The sequence below is a fragment of the Janthinobacterium sp. GW822-FHT07H10 genome (genome assembly GCF_058798675.1).
The window spans coordinates 678,066-699,910 of the sequence record NZ_JBXAKS010000002.1; the positions used below are offsets into that span (position 1 = coordinate 678,066).

The following is a 21,845-nucleotide window of genomic DNA, read 5'->3' on the forward strand; positions in this document are numbered from 1 at the left end:
TGACTTAAACTCATGATCATCATTCGATATTGGAATGCATCATGGATATCCGCTCCCTGCGCTACTTCGTCGAAGTGGTCGAGCAGAACAGTTTTACGCGCGCGGCCGCCCGGCTGCACGTGACGCAGCCCACCGTCAGCAAGATGATCCAGCAGCTCGAACAGTCGCTGGACCTGGCCCTGCTGGACCGCGCCGGCAAGCGCTTTACCCTGACGGATGCGGGCCAGGTGGTGCTGTCGCGCGCGCATGAGCTGCTGGCCCTGCATGCGGAACTGAAGGTGGAATTGCGCGACCTGCAGCAGCTGGAGCGGGGCGAGCTGCGCGTGGGCGTGTCGCCGCAGACCCATTCCACGCTGGCGCCGTGGCTGGCCGAATACCACCAGCGCTATCCGGGCATCGAGCTGAAGATGTATGAAAGCGGCACGCAAGCCATCGAGCGCGACTTGCGCACGGGCACGGTGGAGCTGGGCACCATGCTTGATTACCCGGGCAATGCAGCCACCTGGCAGGATTTCGACGCCTTGCCCCTCGTGCGCTCGCCCCTGTGCCTGCTGGCACCGGCCGACAGCGTCTGGCGCGGCCGCGCCGCCGTGGCCCTGGCCGAGCTGGCCGGCAGTCCCTTCGTGTTCTACGGCGCCTCGTTCGCCCTGAACGACATCGTGCTCGACGCCTGCCAGCGCGCCGGTTTCGTGCCGCGCATCGCCGGCCGCAGCGGGCAGTGGGATTTCATCGCCTCGCTGGTGCGCCTGGGCGTGGGCGTCTGCCTGCTGCCGAAGATGTATTGCGACACGCTCGACGCCGCGCAATTTGCCGTCATCCCGCTCGAAGGCCCGCCCGTGGAGTGGAATTTGATGCTGGCCTGGCGCCGCGGCGGCCGGCTGTCGTTCGCCGCGCGCGCCTGGCTCGATCTCGTCAGGGCGCACATGGCGCCGCCCGGGCGATTACAATAGGCGCTCGCCAACCACCGCCAAACACATGAAGAACATCGGTAACGCCAAACTCAAGCGCACGGCAGGCTCATTGCTGCTGGGATTGCTGTGCACTGTGGGCCTGATGAGCGAGATGGGCCATGCCCAGGCCGCCATTCCCGTTTATGGCTACTTCGTCAAGAATAGCTATCCGCACGATCCCCGCGCCTTCACGCAGGGCCTGCTGTTCAAGGATGGCCACCTGTATGAAAGCACGGGCCAGAATGGCCAATCGTCGTTGCGCAAGGTGGACCTGGCGACGGGCAGGGTGCTGCAGCGGGTCATGCTGGACAAGAACGTGTTTGGCGAAGGCATCACGGCCGTGGGCGACGAGATCCTCGGCCTGACGTGGACCTCGCAGACCGGCTATGTGTTCGACCAGAAAACCTTCCAGCTGAAGCGCACTTTCAGCTACAAGGGCGAAGGCTGGGGCCTGGCCAGCGACGGCAAGGCCGTTTACATGAGCGACGGCACGTCCGCCATCCGCGTGCTGAACCCGAAGACCCTGGCCGAGGTGCGCCGTGTCGAGGTGAAGGCCGAAGGCCGTCCCATCGAGCGCCTGAACGAGCTGGAAATGGTCAATGGCGAGCTGTTCGCCAATGTGTGGGGCGCCGACGTGATCGCCCGCATCGACCCGGCCAGCGGCAAGGTGGTGGGCTGGATCGACCTGACGGGCCTGCTGCCGCCCGAACAGCGGGGCACGGCCAATCCCGACGCCGTGCTCAACGGCATCGCCTGGGATGCGCGCGGCAAGCGCCTGTTTGTCACGGGGAAATTGTGGCCGAAGCTGTTCGAGATCGAGCTGATCGAGATCCAGCGCCATTGATGTTTCCTGCAGGACAGTGTTGCTGGGGATGAATCGTTTATGATGTTCATCCTTCGCCCGGTGCGACCTTTACAGGATGCCATGCTGTCCCTACCTTTACGCCGCCTGGCGGCCGCCGCCGTCCTGGCCGCCGTCATCTTGCCCGCCGCGCAGGCGCAAACACCGTACGTGCCGGTGAGCAAACAATATGGCGACTTCGTCGTCACCAACGACCGCCACGACCCGCTCGTCACCTTGACTTTCCGCAAGCAGGGCTATTGGCCCGGCGGCGCGCGCGAAGTGGTGGAAGTGCGGCCCCTGCCGGCCATGCGCGAAGGCCAGCCCATGCTGCTGGCGTTCACCAAGGGCTATACGGGCCAGGGCACCATCCTCATCGGCGTGCAGAACGGCGAACCGCTGATGCGTCCCGTCAGCCCCCTGCAGCGCGACAGCATGGTGCGCACGGAGCGCGACCCGGAATGGGGCGTGCCGCAGCGGGGGCGCGACAGCCTGCTGCTGTTTGCCCGCGACGGACGGGCGCTCGATACGCGCACGGGCGAGCTGCTGTGGTTTGACGTGCAGGGCGTCGTCACTGGCGATTATCCGAATGCCATGCTGGTGTCCGTCTCGCCCGACAGGCAGCGCGCCGCCTACCTGTCGAATGCGCTGACCAAGGTGAAGATCATCGTTGCCACGCGCGACGACGGCATCGCCGGCGCCCTGGCCTTGCCGCCCGATACCTACCAGCGCTGGCTGAAGCCGCTGTCGGACAAGGCGTCCGAGCAGGCGCACGTCGCCATCAAGGCAGGCAAGGGCCGCACGGATTCGAACCGCATCCGGCGCGAACTGGAACTGGCCTGGTTTGGCGAGCAATTTCAATGGAAACAGGGCCAGCACGGCTGGCAAGTGACGGGCCTGGGCTTGACGACCACGCCTGTCGCCGCACAAGGAGCACAGCCATGAAAATCCATCACCTCCTCGGCGCCTGCCTTGCCGCGGGCTTGCTGGCCGGCTGCGTGCATGGCGAAATGTTCCCCAGGGATTACCTGGCGCAAGACATCGACAGGCAGCAGGCATTGCTGGAACTGGACGTCGCCTTCGAACAGGCGCCCGACTACAAGCTGACGTCGCGCAGCTCGGCCCGCGCCGACGGCAGCCTCGAGTACTCGGGGGCGCCGCATATCGTCGTGCCGTTCTACCAGAAGGGCCTCGGCTTCGACCAGGGTTTTGCCGGCACCTACATCTTTGCCGTCGTGTATCCAGTTGCCAAGGTCGAGACAGCCACGGCCAGCAGCCGCGTCTTCGGCCAGCAAGTCGATGCATCGCAGCAGGGCGGCCAGCGCTACCGCTTCCGCGTGCCGGGCAAGGCGCAGTGGAACAGCAATGAAACCTTCATGCTGAGCTTTGCGCGCAAGGACCGCCGCGAGGAAATCACCTTCCGTTTCAGCAACGAAAAAAGCTGTCCATCCGCCTTCAAGGCCATCACGCCACGCTATGGCTTTCCGATCAGCGTCAGCGCCACCTTCAAGGATGGCAAGGGTTGCCTGAAAGTGTGCGACAGCCGCGACCAGTATCCGGGCTTCTGCGCCTTCCAGCCGCCGCCAGCCGCCTGACTATCATCATGCAAGCCACGCGCCGGCGCTTGCCGGCGCGGCGCTTATACACGTGCGCCTGGCCGGCAATCTCTCCAATTGTCATCGAATTGCGCATAAACCCCGCCTTTTGCCAGGCTAGCCTGGCTGAAAATTGACGCAGATCAATTCCCGCATCGGCATGCAACTCTTGCCGCAAAAACATCTTTCCTAAGCGTATTATATTCTTGCCGTTTTCAGCGCACCTTGCATGGCGCGGCGACGGCCTGACATCCGAAACGCCTCATCCCGTGGAGAGACCAGAATGAAAATGCCCGTGTTAGGAAGTACGCAAGCCGCCATTACCAACCGCCCGCTCGACATGCTGGCCACCGACACGGCGGCCGTGCGCGCCATTGCCCAGGCGGCCGTCAGCGTCGAGCTGTTCACCATTCCCCTGTACATGGCCACCATGTATTCGATCCAGGGCACGCACCAGATCAATTCGCAGGGCATCAGCTATTACGAGGGCCGCCAATGGCCGGGCATGGGCACCACGGCGCGACCGGAACTGGCGGAACAGAAAGCCTTCAACATCATCTTCAGTGTCTTCATCCAGGAGATGCTGCACCTGCAGATGGCCGCCAACCTGGCCACGGCCATCGGCGCGGCGCCGTGCTTCACGGGCTCGGAACTGCAATCGCAGGAGCATGGCTGGACCTGCTATGGCAAGGACTGTACGGTGATTCCGCACATCGTCGACTTGCAGGACACGTCCGGCTACCGCCATGTGCGCGTCAACCTCGAGGAATTGAACGGCAACCAGTGCGACCTGTTCCTTGCCATCGAGCAGCCGGAAGAACAGGCGCGCGAACAGTTGCGCGCGTTCGACCGCCAGGATCACACGAAATACTTCCCCGACGTGCCGCTGGCCGGCTGGACGCCGGGCAAGCATGTGCACGACCTGCCCCTGTTCGGCACCATCGGCTATATGTACGAGTGCTATGCGCGCTATATCAGCATCGAATACACGGACGGCGAGGCGCTGTGGCAAAAGCTGTTCGTCAACGGCTCCGTGCAGCAAGACATGTTCAACAAGAAGGTCGATGGGCATGAACAGGCCGAGTTTCCCCGTTTCGACACCTGTTTCGGTCCGCAAGACCAGGATGGCGGCCTGACCGGCTCGTTCAACAAGGCCATCGACATGATGGCGGCCATCACCGACCAGGGCGAGGGCAGCGAGACGGCCATCAAGCGCTACCGGCGCGACGCGGCCGCGCGGCTGATGGCCGTGCAGCCCGACTACCGCGAAGACCTGGCGGCCCTGAAGGTCGATTACCCCTCGTACTCGAACGATGGCAAGGAGGCGGCATCGCGCGATGCGGCCGCGCGCCACGACAGCGCGCCGTTCGACCATTACGAGCGCTTTGGCCAGGTGAAGGAGATGCTGCCCGTGAAAACCTGGGCCCAGTGGCACAAGGAGGGCCACCGCTGGGACGAAGCCATGCTGACCAACGAGCGCTATCACAAGGCAACGGCGCCGAAGAATATTCCCGCGCCGGGCGACGTGGCGGGCGCGCTCAACCGCCTGAAGGACACGGCCGGTACCTTGAAGATGCTGAGCACGGTGGCGACGGGCGCCATCTATGGCATCACGTCGGTGCTCGACACCTACTGGCAAAAGCAGGGCACGGAGTTCCCCTACCCGTCGATGGTGGGCGCGGGCGACCGCATGGCCATCTGCTGGGCCGTGCTGGGCCAGGCGCCGAACCTGGCGACGGGCGTGCCGGTGGCCGAGAAGGGCGTGCTGTACCACGCCTGCCAGGGCATGCACCTGGCAGGCGAGGCGTCGTCCACCTGCGCCGCGCTGGCCGTCTACCATACCTGCCGCGGCTCCAACGGCTGCCATGCGCAGGGCGGTTGCGGGTTTGCCCAGCCGGACACGGGCGGCTCGTCCTGCGGCCATTCGGTGAAAGCCGTCGCGGCAGCGGGCAATCTGTGCGGCACGCCCAAGCCGGTTCCGCCAGGCAAGCAAATCTATAGCGCGCCCAGCGACAACAAATGCGCGACGTTCGGCGGCTGCGCCGTGCCGATCTCGGCCTCGCAGCTGTATCCGAACACCACCAAGACGCAACCGCCCGAGTCCGCCACTATGGTGCTGTACGATTTCGGTCCCGCGCCCGACCACCACCCGCTGCCGCTGCAGCAGACCCTGACGTTTTCGCTGGGCGACAATGTCTATGACAAGGCCTGGGAAGCCTACGGCAAGGTGATGGCGGCGCGCGGCACGCCCGTGGGCGCGGCGCCGGCGCCCACCGACCTGCGCCTGGCCTTGCCGCCGTCGACCTGATGCCGGCCGCCACGACCGGCGCGCCACCGCGCCTGGGCCTGCCGAACCTGGGCCTGGGCGTGGGGCTGCGGCCGCAGCACTATGAGCACATCCTGCGCCACGGGCCGCAGGTGGACTGGTTCGAGATCATCAGCGAGAACTTCATCGACAACCACGGCTATGCGCGCCATGTGCTCGAGCGCGTGGCGGCGCAGGTGCCCATCGTCATGCATGGCGTGTCGCTGTCGATCGGCAGCAGCGCGCCCCTGGACCTCGCGTATCTGCGCCAGCTGCGCCAGCTGGCGGCCGAGGTCCGGCCCGCGTGGATTTCCGATCACCTGTGCTGGACGGGCGCCGCCACCCTCAACAGCCACGACTTGCTGCCGCTGCCGCTCGATGACGCCAGCCTGCGCCATGTGGCCGCGCGCGTGCGCCAGGTGCAGGAATTCCTCGGACGGCCATTGATCCTGGAAAACCCCAGCACCTATGTGGAATTTTCCCGCTCCAGCATGCCTGAATGGGAATTCCTGGGGCGCCTGGCCGAGGACACGGGCTGCGGGCTCTTGCTTGACGTCAACAATGTCCACGTGTCCGCGCATAACCATGGCTTTGACGCGGCGGCCTATATCCGCCAGTTGCCGCACGACCGCATCGTGCAGCTGCACCTGGCCGGGCCCACCGATTGCGGCGACGTGCTGGTCGACACGCACGACGCGCCCGTGCCTGCCGCCGTCTGGCGCCTGTATGCGCTGGCGCAGCAGTTGACGGGCGGCGTGTCGGCCTTGCTGGAGTGGGATGCGAAGATTCCGCCGTATCCGCAGCTGCTGGCCGAACTGGACAAGGCGCGCGCGGCCGAACGGGGCGTGTTTGCGCAGGACGCCATGGCGGCGGCCACGGGCGGCGCCACCTCGACGCCGCTGGGCTTTCACCTGGAGGCCATCCATGCCTGAACCAGTGGTCCTTGCCCTGTCCGCGGCCGAGCCGCCGCTGGCGCAATTGCAAGCCTGGTTCCTGACGGCCATGACGGCGCCGGGCGGGGCGGCGCGCGGCGTGGCACTGGCGCAGCAGCGCCACGGCCTGGCGCCGGGGCACGTGCTCAAGGGCGGCGAACAGGGCGTGGCGCGGCTGCGCATCCATGCCGACGGCTATGTGCAGCGCCTGCTCGAATGCCTGCAAGCCGACTATCCCGTCTTGCGCAAGGTGATGGGCGACGAACTGTTCGATTTCTTTGCCCGCGCCTATATCTGGCGCCACCCGTCCACGTCCACGACCTTGCATGACCTGGGCGCCGGCTTTGCCGGCTTCCTCGCCGCCACCCAATCTGGCGCCGGCGCGCGCGCCGAGGCGCTGCGTTTCCCCATTGAACTGGCGCAGCTGGAGCGGGCGCGCAGCGAGGCGGCACGGGCGCCGGGACTGGAAAATCAGCCCCAGCCGCTACTGCCGCCGGGACTGGAGTTGCTGCTGGGAGGGACGCAAGCGTGGCGCATGGCGCCGTGCACGCGGCTGCTGGCCGTGACGTTTCCCGTCTGTGCCTTCTGGGAACAGTTGCAGGCGGCACCAGAAGGCGAGGCACCGCCCGAGCCTGCGGCGGCGCCCGGGTTTGTCGCGATAAGCCGCCTGCATTATCGAATTGCCATGCATGCGGTGCAGCCATGGCAATGGTACTGGCTGCAGGCGCTGGCGGACGGGGCGTCGCTTGCGCAGTGCGCCCGGCGGGCCGCCGTGGCCAGCGGCAGGCCACAGGACGAGGTGCTGGCGGACGCCATGTTGTGGCTGCCAACGGCGGCCGCGGCCGGCCTGATCGCGTGTGATGCCTGAGGACGAGGCGCGCGCGGCAGGCGCAAAAAAGGCCGATGGATATCGGCCTCGATGGGAGTGCGGTGCTTAGCGGTAAATTAGCGGTAAAACGCTTCGACTTTGCCCTTCAGCTTGATCTGCAGCGGACGGCCGCGGCGATCGAGGGACTTGGTGGAAGCGACCTTGATCCAGCGTTCGCTGATGCAATATTCTTCCACGTCAAGACGCTCCTTGTCGTTGAAGCGGATGCCGACGTCGTTTTCGAACACGGCTGCAACGTGGTAAGGGCTGCTAGGGTCGATCGACAGGCGATCGGGCAATGGGGGTAAGGTGGTGGTATCGTTCATGGCCGCAATTATCGCCCAGAATGCCAATCCAGACAACGGGGTTTCGCATGCCCGCCCGCCGCGCCGTCACGCCAGGCGGGACGCCGCCGCCTGCCGCGCACTATAATGGCGCCTGCCCTAGCGAGAGGAGTCAGCATATGGAAATGGCAGTAAGCGACAGTCTGCGGCGGCAGGCATATGCGCTGGCCGAGGCCTTCGTGCAGGCGCTCGACCGGCGCGATCCCGTTGCGCTGCAGGACGGCTGGGCCATGTCGCCCGCGCTGGCCGGGGAAATCGTCGACATGGTGGACGGTTATTTTGCGCCGCGCCAGCGCCTGTCTCTGGCGCCCCTGGCAGATGCCTTCATGGCGGGCAGGGGCGGGCGTCCGCCCGTCGATGTGTATGCCACCGATGCCGGCCCGCTGGGCATGGAATGCCTGCTGCTTGCCGACGGCAAGCCGGACGAAGCGGTCCTGCACCTGGAAGTGTCCGGCCACGATGGCGCCTTGCAGTTATCTTATAAATACATCGGTTCTTGATAGAAATGAACGACATGGTCAGCGAAAGACAGCAGCGCATCTGCGATAAATTTGATTTGCCGGCGCAGGCGCCCGAACCCATGGTGGCCCTGGCCATCGGCAGCCTGGCGCAGTCGCCCATCTATGGCACGCGCGTCGCGTTGCCCGAGAATGGCACCATCAGCTGGTTCATCCATTGCGGCGAGCACGACGACGCCCTGGACTTTTACCAGCCCCTGCATGCGGAACACTTGCACGAGATGCTGCCGCAGGTGCTCGATTACCTGGCCTTGCCCAGCGGCGCCAAGTTCATCCTCGACCGGGAAGGGTACGAGGATGTGTGGCTGGAAGTATAGGTTTCTAAGTAGCAAGATTCTCGTTGACGTTGGTAAATAGGTATGTGATGCTGCGCGGTCCGTTTCTTTACCTTCGTCCTCGAGAAAGAACCACCATGCCCGTACGTTTCCCCGCCGCCATCTTCGTCATGGCGCTCGCCGCCGTCCCTGTTGGCGCCATGGCAGCCAAGGCTGCGCCGTCCAGCCAGCAGCAGCCCGCCCGCGCGGAACACGATATCGCCGCCTTCCTGCGCAGCGAAATGCAGGAACGCCAGATTCCCGGGCTGCAACTGGCCGTCATACAGCGGGGCAAGGTTGTCCTGGCGCGCAATTTTGGCGTGGCCAGCTTGCAATACCAGGTGCCGGTGACGGACGCCAGCCTGTTTTCCATCAATTCGGCCACGAAAGCGTTTGCGGGCGTGGCCGTGATGCAGCTGGTGCAGCAGGGCAAGATCGACCTCGCCGCGCCGATCGGCAGCTACCTGCCGCACTTGCCCCCTGCGTGGCAAGCCGTGACGGTGACGCAGCTGCTCAACCATACATCGGGCTTGCCCGACGTGCTCGATCAGCGCAGCGGCAAGCTGGTGGGGCCGCAGCCGGACGATGCCGATGCGGCGTGGACAGCCGTGCAGGCGCTGCCGATGGATTTCCAGCCGGGCACGCGCTACCGCTATAACCAGAGCAATTATGTGTTACTGGCGCAATTGATCGAGCGTCAGGGCGGCCAGCCCTTCGTCGACTTCGTCCAGCGCCACCAGTTCGACGTGGCCGGCATGCGGCACAGCGGCTTTGGCGATGCGAAGGACGTGGTCGCCAACAAGGCCAGTTCCTACGTGCTGGCCCGGGGCGGCAAGGGGTACCGCAACGTCATCGAGGATTTCCCCGTCTTCATGCGGGCCGGCGCCGGCATCAACAGCACGGCGGGCGACCTAGCCAACTGGCTCATCGCGCTGCAGTCGGGGCGCCTGCTGGCGCCCGCCAGCGTGGAGCGGCTGTGGCAGCCGACCACTTTCAGCGATGGCAAGCCGGCGCCGTGGGCGCTGGGCTGGCCCACCATCCGCCGCGACAGCCACCGCGCCGTGGCCGGCATCGGCGGCGCCCGCTCGGCATTCTATGTGTATCCGGATGATGGCCTGGCCATCATTATCCTGAGCAACCTGGCCGGCGGCCAGCCGGAACAGCTGATCGACAGCGTGGCCGGCTTTTACATCCCGGCACTGCGCCAGCAGAGCGGCGGCGCCTATGCCGCGCACCTGTTGCGGCAAAGCCTGGGCAATGGCGCGTATGCGGACCTCGGGCAGAAGCTGTCGGCCATCCGGCAACAGCACGCCTTGCCGAATCCGCCGGAAGACGACTTGAATGCCTGGGGCTACCGCCTGCTGGCGCGCCAGCAGCCGAAGCAGGCCGTGGCCGTGCTGCAACTGGGCGTCCAGCTGTATCCGGACAGCGCGAATGGCCACGACAGCCTGGCCGAAGCATTCGAGGCGGACGGCGCCACGGCGCCAGCCATCGCGCACTACCGCCGCTCGCTGGAACTCGATGCGGGCAATGCGCACGCCGTGGCGCGCCTGAAAAGCCTGGCCGCCAACTAGCCGCGCGGGTCGGGGGCGTCAGCCCTGCTTGCCGTGTTCGGCCCCGTGCATGGCCAAGTAGGCTTGCAGGTTGTCGTCGTCTATGCCCAGGGTGCGCAGGATTTGCGCCGTGAAGGTGACGGGCGCCGTGCCCGGCGCCGTGATGATGCGCTGGTCGGCCACGGCCCACGGCACGTCCTGGTACAGGGCGGCGCCCGCATAGCCGACGGCTGTCAGGTTCTCGGCGGAATTGGAAGTGTGGCGCACGTTGTCGAGCACGCCAGCTTGCGCCAGCACGCGGGTGCCGTCGCAAATGCCGGCCAGCACGATGTTTTTGTCGCGCGCGGCGCGCAGCAGGGCGCCCAGCTCGGGTGCCTGCGGCGTCTGCCAGCTGCTGCCGCCGCAAACGATGAGCAAGTCCAGTTCCTCGAGTGAAATGGCTTCCAGCGCCAGCTGGGGCGTGACCAGCATGCCGCCCGACGAGGTGACGGCATGGCCGCCCGGCGTGGCAAACTGGGTATAGAAGCCGTAGTACAGGCGCGCCGTGGAGTTGACCAGGGCGGTTTCCCAGTCGGCGAAGTTTTCGGTAAGGATGGTGATGGCGCGTGTCATTGCAAGATCCTGTCTCAGGTGGTGTCGGCATGGTACGGGCCGGCTGGCCCGTTGGTGGCGAAATCATAATAAAAGGTACTGACAGTTTCTGTCAGGAGCGCAGCCATGGCACCGGGTTCGCTGCCTTGGGCTGCAGATGCTATCGGCAAGAAATGATGATACAAACCGCAACAAGCTGCGCTACAATCGCGCACCCGTCCACGCGGACGGTGCCGTGTCGCCCGTAGTCATTCCTGCAATCTATCTCTAGCCAGCCATCGCCGCCATGCTGATCCTGTTTTGCCGTGTCCTGCTCAGCATTGCTGGCCTGTTCGTGTTCTTCCTCCTCGATCAGTTAAGCGCGAACGAATTCGCCAAGCTGGGCGTCCTGCTGGCCGCGCTGCTGCTGGGCGTGGGTGGCGCGCTGAACGCATGGGGCTGCCGCGACGGCGCCATCACGCTGCTGCTGCGCATTGCGCTGCCCGTGTTTTATCTGGATGCCGCCATCAAGGGCTTTTTACGTGGCTATTTTGGCATGCGCCCCAATCCGAATGCGGTTTTGCAGGCAATGTTTGCGACAGATCAAGCGGAAACGGCGGAATTCTTCCAACATAACAGTCTGGCCCTGCTGCAGGCGGCCGGCTGGTTTGGTGCGGTGACGGCGGCCGTCATGCTGGCCGACCACTGCCTGCAGCGCCGGCAGCGGATGCATGCCATGGCGCCGGTGGCGCCGGGTCCATGGCAGCGGGGCTTTGCCGCCTTCATGTGCGTGTTCCTGGTGCTGCTGCACGTGAATACCACCATGCGCCGCGAAAACCCGCTCCTGTTCTGGCCGCTGCGCTACCAGCAGTACGATGCCCAGCTCGAAGCGATGCAGGCCATGCAGCGCGCGCTGGCAACGAAGATGGCGTCGCCGCCGGACTGGCAGGTGCGCTACGCGGGCGAGGACGCGCACACGGTGATCCTGGTGATCGGCGAAAGCACGAACCGCGCCTCGATGTCGCTGTATGGCTACCCGCGTGCCACCACGCCGCAGCTCGACGCCATGCGCTCGCAGTTGCTGGTATTTAATGACGTGATTTCACCGGCCTCGAGCACGGTGGAATCGATGATGACGATGCTCACGCCGGCCGACATCGGCAATCCGACCGCATGGATGGCCAAGCCGAACCTGCTGATGCTGGCCGAGGCGGCCGGCTACAAGACGTTCTGGGTGTCCAACCAGGCGCGCAACGATGGCTGGATAGGCTTGCTGGCGGGCGAGGCCGATGAAAGCGACTTCATCAACTTCGGCACCGGGCGTGGCGAAAACAATTTCGATGGCAACCTGTTCCAGCCATTTGGCCATGCCTTGCGCGACGAGGCGCCGAAAAAGCTGATCGTGGTGCACTTGCTGGGCGCCCATCCCAGCTACGACATGCGCTATCCCAGCCGTTTTTCACATTTCGACAAGCAACGCGACACCGTCAGCGCGCAGATGGCCAGCCAGGGCCGCTCCGCGTGGATACGCAACCAGCGCGACGAATACGACAACGCCATCCGCTATGGCGACTATGTGCTGGGCAATCTGATCGCCATGACGGACCTGGCCAAGTCCGACCGCGCCGCCTCGCTGCTGTTCGTCTCCGACCACGGCCAGGAAGTCGGTCACAGCCGCAATCACGCCGGCCATTCCGCGTCGGACAAGAGCGGCTATGAAATTCCGATGCTGATGTGGAGCAACCGGCAGCTGGGCCAGTCGAACGTGGCGCGCGCCGCGCTGGAAAGCCGGCCGTACCAGACGGACAAGCTCGATGCGACCGTGCTGGGCTTGCTGAAGATCGAGACGCGCTACTATGCGGCGCACGACGATATCCTCAGCAACGCCTTCACGCCCGTGCCGCGCTTCATGAACGGCGTGCGCTACCAGCGCGGCGCGGTGCCGCCGCAGGCGGCGGGCCGGCAAGCCATCCTGCGTTGAGGGCGCGCTGAAACGACAAGGGCCCGGCGCCGCCGCGCAGTGCGGCGGGGCCGGGCCCCAAGGGTAATGCTTGATTACTTTTCGGCGAATGCGCGCTCGACAACAAAGTCGCCTGGCGTCGAGGTGTTGCCTTCCTTGAAACCACGCTCTTCCAGCATGTCTTTCAGGTCGCGCAGCATGTCCGAGCTGCCGCAGATCATCACGCGGTCTTCGGCGGGATTGAGCGCAGGCACGCCCAGGTCTTCGAACAGCTTGCCGGTTTCGATCAGTTCGGTGATGCGGCCCATGTTGCGGAAGTCTTCGCGCGTCACGGTCGGGTAGTAGCGCAGCTTGTCGCTGACCATTTCGCCGAGGAACTCGTGGTTCGGCAGGTGCTCGACCAGCAGGTCGTGGTAAGCCAGCTCATCGACCTGGCGCACGCCGTGCACGAGGATCAGCTGGTCGAAGCGCTCGTAGATGTCCGGATCGCGCACGATGCTGAGGAAAGGCGCCAGGCCGGTGCCCGTCGACAGCATGTACAGGCGCTTGCCTGGCAGCAGGTAATCGGAGACCAGGGTGCCCGTCGGCTTGCGGCCGACGATGACAGTGTCGCCCACTTGCAAGTGCTGCAGGCGCGACGTCAATGGACCGCCCGGGACCTTGATGCTGAAAAATTCCAGGTGGTCTTCGTAATTGGCGCTGGCGATACTGTAGGCGCGCAGCAATGGCTTGCCGTCGACGCGCAGGCCGATCATGGTGAAATGGCCATTCGAGAAACGCAGCGACGGGTCGCGCGTGGTGGTAAAGGAGAACAGGGTATCCGTCCAGTGGTGCACGCTTAATACGCGCTCTTCATTCATCGAACTCATAGTGTTTGTTGGCTGGTCAAAAAAATGGTTAGTTGCTGGCAACTGCTGGCAAAAGTGAAACCCTGTGTAGGCCCAGACGCTATTGTACTGGCGTCCACACGAAATTGTTACCGTCTATCGCCGCCATTGCTGCCGCACGCGGTGCCGACATTATAGTGCGAATGGCAAGGCGGGGCTGGAATTCGCCCGGAAACACGCGGCCGGCATGCGCTCTCTTGACCTGGCTCACTTTTTCGCCTGGCCAGGTATCGCCGGGCCGGGCCGTCAGGCGCCGCGTGCCTGCAGTGCCGCCGCGGCCACGTCGTGCATCTGTTGCAGGGCGGCCGCCAGCGCGCTCAGGCTGGGGCTGTCCTCGCCAAACCGCTCGTCCAGGCAGCCAGCCAGCGCGTCCAGGCTGCTCAGTGCCTCGTCCAGCCGCGCCTGCAGATCCAGATAGAACGCCGCAGGCGTGGCGGCCACGGCAGCGGCGAGCCCGGCAAGGTCCGGCCCCGCATCCACAGCCACTTGCTCGCCGCCATGCTGCCGCAGCTGTTCCTGGCGCCGCGCCCGTTCCCAATCGGCAAGGGCAAAGGCGGGCTCGCCGGAAGTGAGCGGCAGCAGGCGCAAGTCTGGCAGCAGCTTTTCATTGAGCCTGCGGAAGATGGTCGCGCGGTGCTCGTCGTCGGCCGGGTACAGCGCCTGCCAGTAGCGCGCGCACAATTGCTGCAGCAGGCTGAAGCCGGGGGCGAGGGCGTCGACACCCGTGCGATGGACTTGCGCTTGCAGCAGCCATGCCGCCAGTTGCAGATCCTTGCTGTCGTGCGCCAGCGCGTGCGCGGCCAGCCCGGCCACGCGCTGCCAGTCGGCCTGCCTGAGCTGATGCTCCCAGGCGCCCATCGGCAAGCTGGCATCATCGTGCCGGCGCGCCTGTTCGATGGCGTGGTACACGGGACCGCCGTGCAGCGGGGCGCCGGCGGGAGCGGCGGCCGCGGTGGACGCATCGAGGGGAGCGATCAATTGTTCGAAGGAAAAGCCCGTGTTCGCCTGGAAATAGGCATGCGCGCGGCTGGTGTGTGCTGGAGTCATGGCGTCCTGGCCTGGATGGCAAAAAGCATAGTTTGCCATTGCCACAAGGCAAAGTGCTATGTTTTTATGCCGCAGCGCCGGCAGATGCAGGCCTTGCCCCGTTGTTCGGGCGGCACGCGGGCGCGCGCGGCCGCGTCAATGGGCTGCGCCTGGCACCAGCAGGGCGTGGCAAAGCTGCCCGACCGGGCCGGTGCGCAGCCGTTCGGGCCGCCGCACAGGGGGCAACGGTGCTCCGGGGCGGGAACGCCTTTTAAAGGGGTCTGCATCGCCGCCTATGGTACGCAGGAAGGCGCGGCCGTGGCGCTGCGCCGGAAGCGCCGGCGGATGGCGGCGTTGGCCGGCTCGGACAGGTAGCGGGCGACGAGGGCTGCCGCCAGCGCCGTTGCGGCGAGGAACACCAGCAGCCATGGCAGGCGCTCCGCATAAGCGAGGCCCGCCTTGTCGACGACGTTGCGCATGCCAGCCAGCACGATGATATGGAATAAATACAGTTCATAGCTGTGGCGTCCCAGCCACTGCAGCGGCGCGAACCGGGGCGGGCGGGCCGCCTGTGCGGTCGTGCCGCCCAGGATGAAGGCGGCGCTGGCCACGGCGATCCAGGTAAAGCCAAACACTTCGTGGCCGCCGATGCCGCGCACATACAGCGCCGCCAGGGCAAGGCCGGACAGCAGGCGCAGCAGCTGGCCCTGGCGTGGTCGCAGGCGCACGGATTGCGCCAGCAGGGCCGTCAGGCAGCCGATGGCGATGGCGTCGAAACAGGCGAAATAGCCGTACATGAAGTAGATTTCATTGTCGGCGTGCAGGCTGCGGTAGGCGGGCCCGGCCACGATGGCGGCGCCGCACAGCAGCAGGATCCAGTGTCGCTTGCGCAAGAGCCGGCACGACAGCGGCAGCAGCAAGTAAAACATTTCCTCGACCGATAGCGACCAGTACACGTTCAGGCAGTAATTGAAATAGCCGGCGCTCTGCATCAGCACGTTGTGCCAGAAGGTCAGCACGGAAGCGATGGCGATGACGAAATAGCTGGCCGGCAAGTCCTTGCCGCCGTCCGAGTTGGCGAAGAAGGGCACGTCCAGCGTGCCCAGCATGACGATGATGGACAGGGCCAGCAGCAGCGACGGCAGCAGGCGGGCGATGCGGTAGACATAGAAGGCGGCCAGGTCGATGCGCGCCAGGTCGCCCCAGCGGCGCAGCGACGTCGACGTGATCAGATAGCCGGAAATGACGAAGAACATCGTCACGCCATAATTGCCCTGGTAGGCGGCGCGCAGCAGCCAGCCGGGCAAGGCTTCGAGCGGGCTGTTCTTCAAGCCGTAGGCCAGCGCGAAGTGCAGCACCAGCACGCACAGGATGGCGGCGCCGCGCAGGGCGTCGATATGGCTGTTCCGGGTATTCAATGTGCATCCTTGTCGCAAGAGGGTGGCGGGTACGCGCGCGGCCAGCGGCCTATGCCGGCTGGCGACTGAAGGGGCAATTATGCGACACGTGTCGCTCAAAGGTCAACGATTTTCAAGATAGTGGACAGGCATTGGCGCTACAGAGCAAGGGGCGGTGAAGTCTTGCGTGTATGATATTGCCGAACAGAATTGTTGGGCATCTGTCATCTTCAAAGGCGCGTTTTTCCCGCGCGTCCGCCCGAGACTCTGCGCGCACGATGCCGCTTGCCAGGATGCCTGACCCACAGTGAAAGGTAACGATGATGTATAAGACAGTGCGCGACATGTTCCTGCATTTCAAGGAAGCCGTCCCATTCCGGCTCGTCCCGGCCCTGATTTGCACTGCCTTGCTGGTTGGCATGTTATTGCTGCCGGCGCCGGAAGGCTTGACGCCGAAGGCCTGGGGCCTGGTGGCGATCTTCCTCACCACCATCCTGGCGATCATTTTAAAAGTCATGCCCATCGGCGTGATGGCGATGATGGCCATCGTCATCGTTTCGCTGTCGCAGGTGACGTCGACCTCGTCCAAGGGCGCCATCACGGATGCGCTCAGCAGTTTTTCGAATCCCCTGATCTGGCTGATCGTCGTGGCCATCCTGATTTCGCGCGGCCTGAAAAAGACGGGGCTGGGCAGCCGCATCGGCCTGCTGTTCATTTCGCTGCTGGGCAAGCGCACCATGGGCATCGGCTATGGCCTGGCCATCTGCGAACTGGTGCTGGCGCCCTTTACGCCGAGTAACACGGCGCGCGGCGGCGGCATCGTCCACCCCGTCATGAAATCGATCGCCAACGCCTTCGACTCGGATCCGGCCAAGGGCACGGAAAAGAAGGTCGGCACCTACCTGGCCCTCGTCAATTACCACGCCAACCCGATCACCTCGGCCATGTTCCTGACGGCCACGGCGCCGAACCCGCTGGTGGTCGACTTCGTCGCCAAGGCCAGCGGCCAGACCTTTCACCTGAGCTGGACCACCTGGGCCCTGTGCATGCTGCTGCCGGGCCTCGCGTGCCTGCTGGTGATGCCGCTGGTCATTTACTGGCTGTCGCCGCCGGAACTGAAGGCGACGCCGGACGCCGTCACCTATGCGAAGGCGGAATTGAAAAGCATGGGCCCGCTGTCGCCGTCGGAAAAAGTCATGCTCGGCACCTTCGGTTTGCTGCTGCTGTTGTGGGCCAACGTGCCCGCCATGCTGTTCGGTCCCGCGTTTTCGCTCGATGCGACGGTGGTCGCCTTCGTCGGCCTGTTCGTGCTGATTATTACCGGCACCATAGCCTGGGACGACGTGCTGTCGGAAAAGAGCGCCTGGGACACCCTGGTGTGGTTCGGCGCCCTGGTGATGATGGCCGAGCAACTGAACAAGACGGGCGTGATCGCCTGGTTCTCGGCCGGCATGAAGGCGGCCATCGTCGCCAGCGGCATGGACTGGCTGCCGATCGCGGCCGTGCTCGTGCTGGTGTTTGTGTTTTCGCATTACTTCTTCGCCAGCACCACGGCCCACATCAGCGCCATGCTGCTGGCCTTCCTGACCGTCGGCCTGCACCTGATCCCGGCCGCATACCACGTGCCCTTCATGCTGATGATGACGGCCGGTTCGGCCATCATGATGACCCTGACCCACTATGCGACGGGTACGTCGCCCATCATCTTCGGCAGCGGCTTCGTGACGATGGGCAACTGGTGGCGCGTCGGCTTCATCATGTGCGTGCTGGAACTGCTGATCTTTGCCGTCGTCGGCACCACGTGGTGGAAGCTGCTCGGCTACTGGTAAGGCGCACGCTACAGCTGGCGCGCCAGGCTCTGCATCGCAGCCAGGCAGTGCGCCAGCTCGCCGCCGACGGCGCGCTGCCACAGGACGGCCGTTTGCGACCAGGCTTTTTGCGCCAGCAAGCCACGGATTTCCTCTTGCAGCGCTGGTGGCAAGGCGCCGAACCGGCGCAGTTCCAGAGAACGGGGCTGGCCGTGGCGGCCCGCCGGGTCCAGCTCTTCCAGCGCGCCGTGCAGGCTGCCGGGCCGCTGCGGCGCGCCGGCGTCGGCCAGATACGCCAGCTGCAGGTCGGGCGCGTCCTCGACGTCGTAGCCGAGGTCGCGGCAAGGCTCGTCGATCAGCTGGGCCACATTGTAGATCGTCAACACCTGCGCGGAACGCACGACGTCCGTCAGGTCGTGCACATCGACACCGGCGTCCAGCAGGCGCTGCAGGGCCGGGGAGTTAATGAAGGGAAAGCCCGACTCGCCCAGGTCGCGCCAGCGCTCGAGCCACTGCGGCTGCGGCTGGCTTTCATCGACGACGTCGGACCACAGGCCGCGCAGCAGCAAGTACCGCAGCAAGGGCCCATGGTCCTCGCGTTGCGCCGCCTGCGCCAGGGCGTGCGCCTGGCTGTCGCTATATCCCAGTTCCTGCAAGCGTTCAGAGATTGAGGTCATCGCCTTACTTTCTTGTCATAAAGATTCCGGCATGATAGCCGCTGCGGGCTAATGCAGTCCGCTCAGCCGTGCATGCGCGGCAGCCACATGCTGATCGCCGCCACGGCGATGCCCGCGCCCATCGCCACCGTCAGCAGCGCCAGCACGGCCGCCATGCCCAGGCGCAGCATCGGGCCGCCGCCATCGCGGCAGCGCAGATAGGCTTCCAGCACGGCCAGCGGCAGTAGATACTGGGCAAAGGCGAGGATGCCGAGGGCCGGTCCCGTGAAGGTGGCCGGGTCGAAACCGGCCGGGCCGCCGTTGACGGCCAGCCAGAACATCAGTCCCACGCGGAAAAACCACACGCCGCTCACCACCAGGAACAGGCGCAGCGCCCAGCGGCGGTGCGCCGCGATGTCGCGCCGCACCGCGTTTTTCAGCGCGAGGCCCGCGAACAGCAGCACCAGCACGGCATTGAGGCTGATGCCGAGATGCTGCACCATGTCGCCCACGGCGCCGCGCCACCACAGCATATACAGTCCCGACACGGCGGCCAGCACGGCGCCGGCCAGATATATGCGGCCGTTCCAGCGGTGCAGGCGGGGCGCGCGGCGGCGCACCTGCGGCACCAGCTGCAGCGCGCCGCCCAGCATGATGACGGCCGCCAGCAGCAGGTGCACGCCGGTGGCCAGGTTGCCGATGCCGTCGCCGGGTACGTGGCCATGCGTCATGACCGTGTTCCAGCCCTGGAAGTGGCCACGCGCGGCATGGCCGCCGTACAGGGCCACGATGTAGGCGGCAAACACCAGCTGGCCGATGACGGTGGCGAGGAACCAGAAGGCGGCGGAGGCGGACAGCGCCGTGGTGCTCCATGTTCCGGCCGTGGCCTGGAACGGCGCGGGGCAGGGCATGGCGGTGGAAGTTGCGGATGGCATGGGGTCTCTCCTGACAGGGTGTGCAGCCATCAGCATAGGCGGCCGCCTGCCTGGCGGGCGCGAACAGGCGGCGACGGTGCGACGAACGGCGGTTTTCAGGGCTTGAATGGCGGCCGCTTCCCGCGTATCGTGGCGCCATGATGCCCGCGCCTGTCACCACCCGCCGCACCCCAGCGTTCCTGCCGACCGCGCGGCAGGCGCTCGTCGTGACGGTCTTCACCTTGCTGCTGTCGTGGCTGCTGCATCTGCTTAGCGGCACGCCCTACCTGGGCGTGTTTGGCCGCATCGGCTTTATCGGCGCGGTGCTGCTGCTGGCGTACTCGGCGGCGGGAGCCTTGCGTCCGCGCTGGCTGTCGCTGGCGTCCGCGCGCCTGGGCGCCGTGGTGCTGATGGCGCCCGTGGCTGCCCTGGTCACGGCGCTGGCCACGCAGCGGGGCCAGTTCTTTGCCTATCTTGCGCAAACGCAAACCCTCGTCGGCCACTTCCTGATGGTCTTGCTCGCTGTCGTCTTCGGCGTGCTGTTTTCCCTGCTGGCCATGCGCAGCGAACGGCGCGAGCGCGAACGGGCCGACCGCCTGCAGGTCGAACTGGAGAAAAACACCCTGGAACGGGAACTGCTGGATGCGCGCCTGCGTCTCTTGCAGGCGCAGATCGAGCCGCATTTCCTATTCAACACCCTGGCCAATGTGGAAGCGCTGGTGGCGTCCGGCTCGCCGAATGCGGGCCCCGTGCTGCGCCACCTGATCGCCTATCTGCGCGCCGCCATGCCGCGCCTGAACGACGCCGGCGCCACGCTGGAGCAGGAATTGCAGCTGGTGCGCGCCTACCTCGAGCTGATGCGGGTGCGCATGCCGGACCGCCTGCAGTTCGACGTGGCCCACGTCGCGCAGGCGGCCAGCCTGCGCTTTCCGCCGATGGCGTTGCTGACCCTGGTGGAAAACGCCGTGCGCCACGGCATCGATCCCGGCGTGGCGGGCGGGCGCATCGCCGTCGGCGCGACGGTGGACGCGGCCGGCGGCGCGAGCTGCGTCTGGGTCAGCGATACGGGCGTGGGCATGGCGCCGACGGCGCAGCCCGGCACCGGCTTGAGCAATGTGCGCAGCCGCCTGCAGGCCGTGTACGGCGCCCATGCCCGGCTGGAACTGCACGCGGTCGCCCCGCATGGCGTGCGCGCCGAACTGCATTTTTCTGGAGGCAGGCATTGAACACTATTTCCGCGCTGATCGCCGACGATGAACCGCTGCTGCGCGAGCGCCTGCGCAGCCATCTGGCCGCCCTGTGGCCGGCCCTGACTGTGATCGGCGATGCGCGCAACGGCGCCGAAGCGCTCGAGCTGTTTGAGCTGCATCAACCCGACATTGTCTTTCTCGACATCCGCATGCCTGGCCTGGACGGCATCGCCACGGCGCGCGCGCTGGCCCGCCGCGCCCAGCTGGTGTTCGTCACGGCGTACGACCAGTATGCGCTGCAGGCGTTCGAGCAGGGCGCCGTCGACTACCTGGTAAAGCCCGTCGACCCGGCGCGCCTGGCCGACACGGTGCAGCGGCTGCAAGGCCGGCTCGCCACCCGGCTGGCCGATGGCGGCGCACTGGACGCCATGCTGGACCAGCTGGCCAGCCGCCTGGGGCAGCGCGCCGCGGCGCCTGCCTGGCTGCACTGGATCCGGGCATCGGTGGGCAACAGCGTGCGCCTGATTCCCGTTGAGCAAGTGCGCTATCTGCGCGCCGAAGAGAAATACACGCTGGTGGCGTGGGAGGAGGGCGAGGCACTGATACGCACCAGCATCAAGGAACTGGGGGAACAGCTGGACCCGGGCCGCTTCGTGCAAATACACCGCGCCGTCATCGTCAACCTGGCATATGTCAGCCAGGTAACGCGGGGCATGAATGAAACGGCGCAGCTGCACTTGCGCGGCAGCGACGAAACCCTGCCCGTCAGCCGCAGCTACCTGCAGCATTTCCGGCAGATGTGATTGCATTCACGGACAACTACCTATACAAGGAGCGGCAAATGGCAATTATTCCAGCGGCAATGACGGAACACCTGTTTTCCTACGGCACCCTGCAGCAGGCCGATGTGCAGCTGGCCACCTTCGGACGCCTGCTCGACAGCCAGCCCGACCAGCTGCCGGGCTACCGCCTGGCGCTGCTGGCCATCGACGATGCGCAGGTGGTGGCCACCAGCGGCAAGACGCATCATCCGATCGCCTCGCGCAGCGGCGAACCGACGGATTGCGTGCCCGGCGCCGTGCTGGCAGTTTCGCCGGAGGAATTGCGCCAGGCGGACGGCTACGAGGTGGCCGCCTACCGGCGCGCGCGCGTCACCCTGGCATCGGGCAGGCAAGCGTGGGCTTACGTGGATGCGCGCGACGCGCCGCCCTGACCGC

The 21,845-nt window shown here is 65.7% G+C and carries 23 protein-coding genes; 15 read left to right on the top strand and 8 right to left on the bottom strand.

The genetic code is table 11. From position 1 onward, the window contains the following. The first annotated feature begins 41 nt into the window (after positions 1-41). The 7 genes from AC1RDJ_RS07285 (at position 42) to AC1RDJ_RS07315 (ending at position 7,491) form a co-directional block, all read left to right on the top strand. The gene (locus tag AC1RDJ_RS07285; RefSeq protein WP_493027075.1) at positions 42-950 is read left to right on the top strand and encodes a LysR family transcriptional regulator; all 909 of its coding nucleotides are present in this window, start codon (positions 42-44) and stop codon (positions 948-950) included. 25 nt (positions 951-975) lie between these two features. Then, entirely contained in the window at positions 976-1,794 is an 819-nt protein-coding gene (locus AC1RDJ_RS07290; RefSeq protein ID WP_493027076.1) for a glutaminyl-peptide cyclotransferase, read from the top strand. 81 nt (positions 1,795-1,875) lie between these two features. Further along, positions 1,876-2,736, top strand: coding sequence for a hypothetical protein (locus AC1RDJ_RS07295; RefSeq protein ID WP_493027077.1), 861 nt, complete (start codon positions 1,876-1,878; stop codon positions 2,734-2,736). Further along, positions 2,733-3,386, top strand: coding sequence for a hypothetical protein (locus AC1RDJ_RS07300; protein WP_289886696.1), 654 nt, complete (start codon positions 2,733-2,735; stop codon positions 3,384-3,386). Before AC1RDJ_RS07295 ends, AC1RDJ_RS07300 begins: the two co-directional genes overlap by 4 nt. Positions 3,387-3,669: 283 nt before the next feature. Further along, positions 3,670-5,694 (top strand): ferritin-like domain-containing protein, encoded by a 2,025-nt coding sequence (locus tag AC1RDJ_RS07305; RefSeq protein ID WP_493027078.1) that lies wholly within the window; start codon positions 3,670-3,672, stop codon positions 5,692-5,694. Continuing rightward, on the top strand, positions 5,694-6,623 hold the full coding sequence (bufB, locus tag AC1RDJ_RS07310; RefSeq protein ID WP_071323598.1) for an MNIO family bufferin maturase: 930 nt from the start codon (positions 5,694-5,696) through the stop codon (positions 6,621-6,623). The genes AC1RDJ_RS07305 and bufB overlap by 1 nt, the downstream gene beginning before the upstream one ends. Further along, positions 6,616-7,491, top strand: a complete 876-nt coding sequence (locus tag AC1RDJ_RS07315) for an HvfC/BufC family peptide modification chaperone (protein WP_493027079.1) — start codon at positions 6,616-6,618, stop codon at positions 7,489-7,491. Before bufB ends, AC1RDJ_RS07315 begins: the two co-directional genes overlap by 8 nt. A gap of 77 nt (positions 7,492-7,568) precedes the next feature. On the opposite strand, the gene AC1RDJ_RS07320 is transcribed toward AC1RDJ_RS07315, so the two are convergent. Then, positions 7,569-7,817 (bottom strand): DUF3297 family protein, encoded by a 249-nt coding sequence (locus AC1RDJ_RS07320; RefSeq protein ID WP_010398340.1) that lies wholly within the window; start codon positions 7,815-7,817, stop codon positions 7,569-7,571. A gap of 137 nt (positions 7,818-7,954) precedes the next feature. On the opposite strand from AC1RDJ_RS07320, the gene AC1RDJ_RS07325 reads away from it, so the two are divergent. The 3 genes from AC1RDJ_RS07325 (at position 7,955) to AC1RDJ_RS07335 (ending at position 10,241) form a co-directional block, all read left to right on the top strand. Then, positions 7,955-8,335, top strand: a complete 381-nt coding sequence (locus AC1RDJ_RS07325) for a hypothetical protein (RefSeq protein WP_083411790.1) — start codon at positions 7,955-7,957, stop codon at positions 8,333-8,335. Between the two features lie 14 nt (positions 8,336-8,349). Then, positions 8,350-8,670: an immunity protein Imm33 domain-containing protein gene (locus AC1RDJ_RS07330; protein ID WP_232251266.1), complete on the top strand. Its 321-nt coding sequence runs from the start codon at positions 8,350-8,352 to the stop codon at positions 8,668-8,670. Positions 8,671-8,765: 95 nt separating this feature from the next. Continuing rightward, positions 8,766-10,241 (top strand): serine hydrolase domain-containing protein, encoded by a 1,476-nt coding sequence (locus AC1RDJ_RS07335; RefSeq protein WP_493027080.1) that lies wholly within the window; start codon positions 8,766-8,768, stop codon positions 10,239-10,241. 18 nt (positions 10,242-10,259) lie between these two features. On the opposite strand, the gene AC1RDJ_RS07340 is transcribed toward AC1RDJ_RS07335, so the two are convergent. Further along, positions 10,260-10,832, bottom strand: a complete 573-nt coding sequence (locus AC1RDJ_RS07340) for a type 1 glutamine amidotransferase family protein (RefSeq protein ID WP_493027081.1) — start codon at positions 10,830-10,832, stop codon at positions 10,260-10,262. Positions 10,833-11,097: 265 nt separating this feature from the next. On the opposite strand from AC1RDJ_RS07340, the gene AC1RDJ_RS07345 reads away from it, so the two are divergent. Then, positions 11,098-12,771, top strand: a complete 1,674-nt coding sequence (locus AC1RDJ_RS07345; RefSeq protein ID WP_493027082.1) for a phosphoethanolamine transferase — start codon at positions 11,098-11,100, stop codon at positions 12,769-12,771. A gap of 74 nt (positions 12,772-12,845) precedes the next feature. On the opposite strand, the gene AC1RDJ_RS07350 is transcribed toward AC1RDJ_RS07345, so the two are convergent. From AC1RDJ_RS07350 to AC1RDJ_RS07365, 4 genes are all read right to left on the bottom strand, one after another. Further along, a complete protein-coding gene (locus AC1RDJ_RS07350; protein ID WP_071323603.1) occupies positions 12,846-13,619 on the bottom strand; it encodes a ferredoxin--NADP reductase in 774 nt (257 codons plus the stop codon). A 264-nt stretch (positions 13,620-13,883) separates the two neighbouring features. Further along, positions 13,884-14,684 carry a type VI secretion system protein TssA gene (gene tssA, locus AC1RDJ_RS07355; RefSeq protein WP_493027083.1) on the bottom strand — a complete coding sequence of 267 codons (801 nt, stop codon included), beginning with the start codon at positions 14,682-14,684 and terminating at the stop codon, positions 13,884-13,886. Positions 14,685-14,740: 56 nt separating this feature from the next. After that, positions 14,741-14,950 (bottom strand): cysteine-rich CWC family protein, encoded by a 210-nt coding sequence (locus AC1RDJ_RS07360; RefSeq protein WP_493027084.1) that lies wholly within the window; start codon positions 14,948-14,950, stop codon positions 14,741-14,743. Between the two features lie 6 nt (positions 14,951-14,956). Further along, on the bottom strand, positions 14,957-16,081 hold the full coding sequence (locus tag AC1RDJ_RS07365; RefSeq protein WP_493027085.1) for an acyltransferase family protein: 1,125 nt from the start codon (positions 16,079-16,081) through the stop codon (positions 14,957-14,959). 302 nt (positions 16,082-16,383) lie between these two features. On the opposite strand from AC1RDJ_RS07365, the gene AC1RDJ_RS07370 reads away from it, so the two are divergent. Continuing rightward, positions 16,384-17,889, top strand: coding sequence for a DASS family sodium-coupled anion symporter (locus AC1RDJ_RS07370; protein ID WP_493027154.1), 1,506 nt, complete (start codon positions 16,384-16,386; stop codon positions 17,887-17,889). Between the two features lie 8 nt (positions 17,890-17,897). Here the strand turns inward: AC1RDJ_RS07370 and AC1RDJ_RS07375 are convergent, their stop codons facing one another. Together AC1RDJ_RS07375 and AC1RDJ_RS07380 are read right to left on the bottom strand one after the other, a co-directional pair. Then, positions 17,898-18,545: a hypothetical protein gene (locus AC1RDJ_RS07375; RefSeq protein ID WP_493027086.1), complete on the bottom strand. Its 648-nt coding sequence runs from the start codon at positions 18,543-18,545 to the stop codon at positions 17,898-17,900. A gap of 62 nt (positions 18,546-18,607) precedes the next feature. Continuing rightward, positions 18,608-19,459, bottom strand: a complete 852-nt coding sequence (locus tag AC1RDJ_RS07380; RefSeq protein ID WP_493027087.1) for a DUF2306 domain-containing protein — start codon at positions 19,457-19,459, stop codon at positions 18,608-18,610. A gap of 137 nt (positions 19,460-19,596) precedes the next feature. Here AC1RDJ_RS07380 and AC1RDJ_RS07385 point away from each other — a divergent pair, with 137 nt between their 5' ends. From AC1RDJ_RS07385 to AC1RDJ_RS07395, 3 genes are read left to right on the top strand one after another with little or no spacing between them, the layout of a single operon-like run. Beyond that, the gene (locus tag AC1RDJ_RS07385; RefSeq protein ID WP_493027088.1) at positions 19,597-20,664 is read left to right on the top strand and encodes a sensor histidine kinase; all 1,068 of its coding nucleotides are present in this window, start codon (positions 19,597-19,599) and stop codon (positions 20,662-20,664) included. Further along, a complete protein-coding gene (locus AC1RDJ_RS07390; protein ID WP_071323609.1) occupies positions 20,661-21,431 on the top strand; it encodes a LytR/AlgR family response regulator transcription factor in 771 nt (256 codons plus the stop codon). Before AC1RDJ_RS07385 ends, AC1RDJ_RS07390 begins: the two co-directional genes overlap by 4 nt. Positions 21,432-21,469: 38 nt before the next feature. Next, a complete protein-coding gene (locus AC1RDJ_RS07395) occupies positions 21,470-21,841 on the top strand; it encodes a gamma-glutamylcyclotransferase family protein (RefSeq protein ID WP_071323610.1) in 372 nt (123 codons plus the stop codon). Positions 21,842-21,845 lie beyond the last annotated feature (4 nt).

Excerpts from the sequence above, each read along its gene's own strand:
- AC1RDJ_RS07300 (WP_289886696.1), top strand. The coding sequence starts at position 2,733 with ATGAAAATCCATCACCTCCTCGGCGCCTGCCTTGCCGCGGGCTTGCTG.
- AC1RDJ_RS07350 (WP_071323603.1), bottom strand. The coding sequence starts at position 13,619 with ATGAGTTCGATGAATGAAGAGCGCGTATTAAGCGTGCACCACTGGACG.
- bufB (WP_071323598.1), top strand. The coding sequence starts at position 5,694 with ATGCCGGCCGCCACGACCGGCGCGCCACCGCGCCTGGGCCTGCCGAAC.
- AC1RDJ_RS07335 (WP_493027080.1), top strand. The coding sequence starts at position 8,766 with ATGCCCGTACGTTTCCCCGCCGCCATCTTCGTCATGGCGCTCGCCGCC.
- AC1RDJ_RS07385 (WP_493027088.1), top strand. The coding sequence starts at position 19,597 with ATGATGCCCGCGCCTGTCACCACCCGCCGCACCCCAGCGTTCCTGCCG.
- AC1RDJ_RS07330 (WP_232251266.1), top strand. The coding sequence starts at position 8,350 with ATGGTCAGCGAAAGACAGCAGCGCATCTGCGATAAATTTGATTTGCCG.
- AC1RDJ_RS07285 (WP_493027075.1), top strand. The coding sequence starts at position 42 with ATGGATATCCGCTCCCTGCGCTACTTCGTCGAAGTGGTCGAGCAGAAC.
- AC1RDJ_RS07295 (WP_493027077.1), top strand. The coding sequence starts at position 1,876 with ATGCTGTCCCTACCTTTACGCCGCCTGGCGGCCGCCGCCGTCCTGGCC.
- tssA (WP_493027083.1), bottom strand. The coding sequence starts at position 14,684 with ATGACTCCAGCACACACCAGCCGCGCGCATGCCTATTTCCAGGCGAAC.
- AC1RDJ_RS07370 (WP_493027154.1), top strand. The coding sequence starts at position 16,384 with ATGTATAAGACAGTGCGCGACATGTTCCTGCATTTCAAGGAAGCCGTC.
- AC1RDJ_RS07360 (WP_493027084.1), bottom strand. The coding sequence starts at position 14,950 with ATGCAGACCCCTTTAAAAGGCGTTCCCGCCCCGGAGCACCGTTGCCCC.
- AC1RDJ_RS07325 (WP_083411790.1), top strand. The coding sequence starts at position 7,955 with ATGGAAATGGCAGTAAGCGACAGTCTGCGGCGGCAGGCATATGCGCTG.
- AC1RDJ_RS07320 (WP_010398340.1), bottom strand. The coding sequence starts at position 7,817 with ATGAACGATACCACCACCTTACCCCCATTGCCCGATCGCCTGTCGATC.
- AC1RDJ_RS07395 (WP_071323610.1), top strand. The coding sequence starts at position 21,470 with ATGGCAATTATTCCAGCGGCAATGACGGAACACCTGTTTTCCTACGGC.
- AC1RDJ_RS07340 (WP_493027081.1), bottom strand. The coding sequence starts at position 10,832 with ATGACACGCGCCATCACCATCCTTACCGAAAACTTCGCCGACTGGGAA.
- AC1RDJ_RS07290 (WP_493027076.1), top strand. The coding sequence starts at position 976 with ATGAAGAACATCGGTAACGCCAAACTCAAGCGCACGGCAGGCTCATTG.
- AC1RDJ_RS07380 (WP_493027087.1), bottom strand. The coding sequence starts at position 19,459 with ATGCCATCCGCAACTTCCACCGCCATGCCCTGCCCCGCGCCGTTCCAG.
- AC1RDJ_RS07315 (WP_493027079.1), top strand. The coding sequence starts at position 6,616 with ATGCCTGAACCAGTGGTCCTTGCCCTGTCCGCGGCCGAGCCGCCGCTG.
- AC1RDJ_RS07375 (WP_493027086.1), bottom strand. The coding sequence starts at position 18,545 with ATGACCTCAATCTCTGAACGCTTGCAGGAACTGGGATATAGCGACAGC.
- AC1RDJ_RS07345 (WP_493027082.1), top strand. The coding sequence starts at position 11,098 with ATGCTGATCCTGTTTTGCCGTGTCCTGCTCAGCATTGCTGGCCTGTTC.
- AC1RDJ_RS07305 (WP_493027078.1), top strand. The coding sequence starts at position 3,670 with ATGAAAATGCCCGTGTTAGGAAGTACGCAAGCCGCCATTACCAACCGC.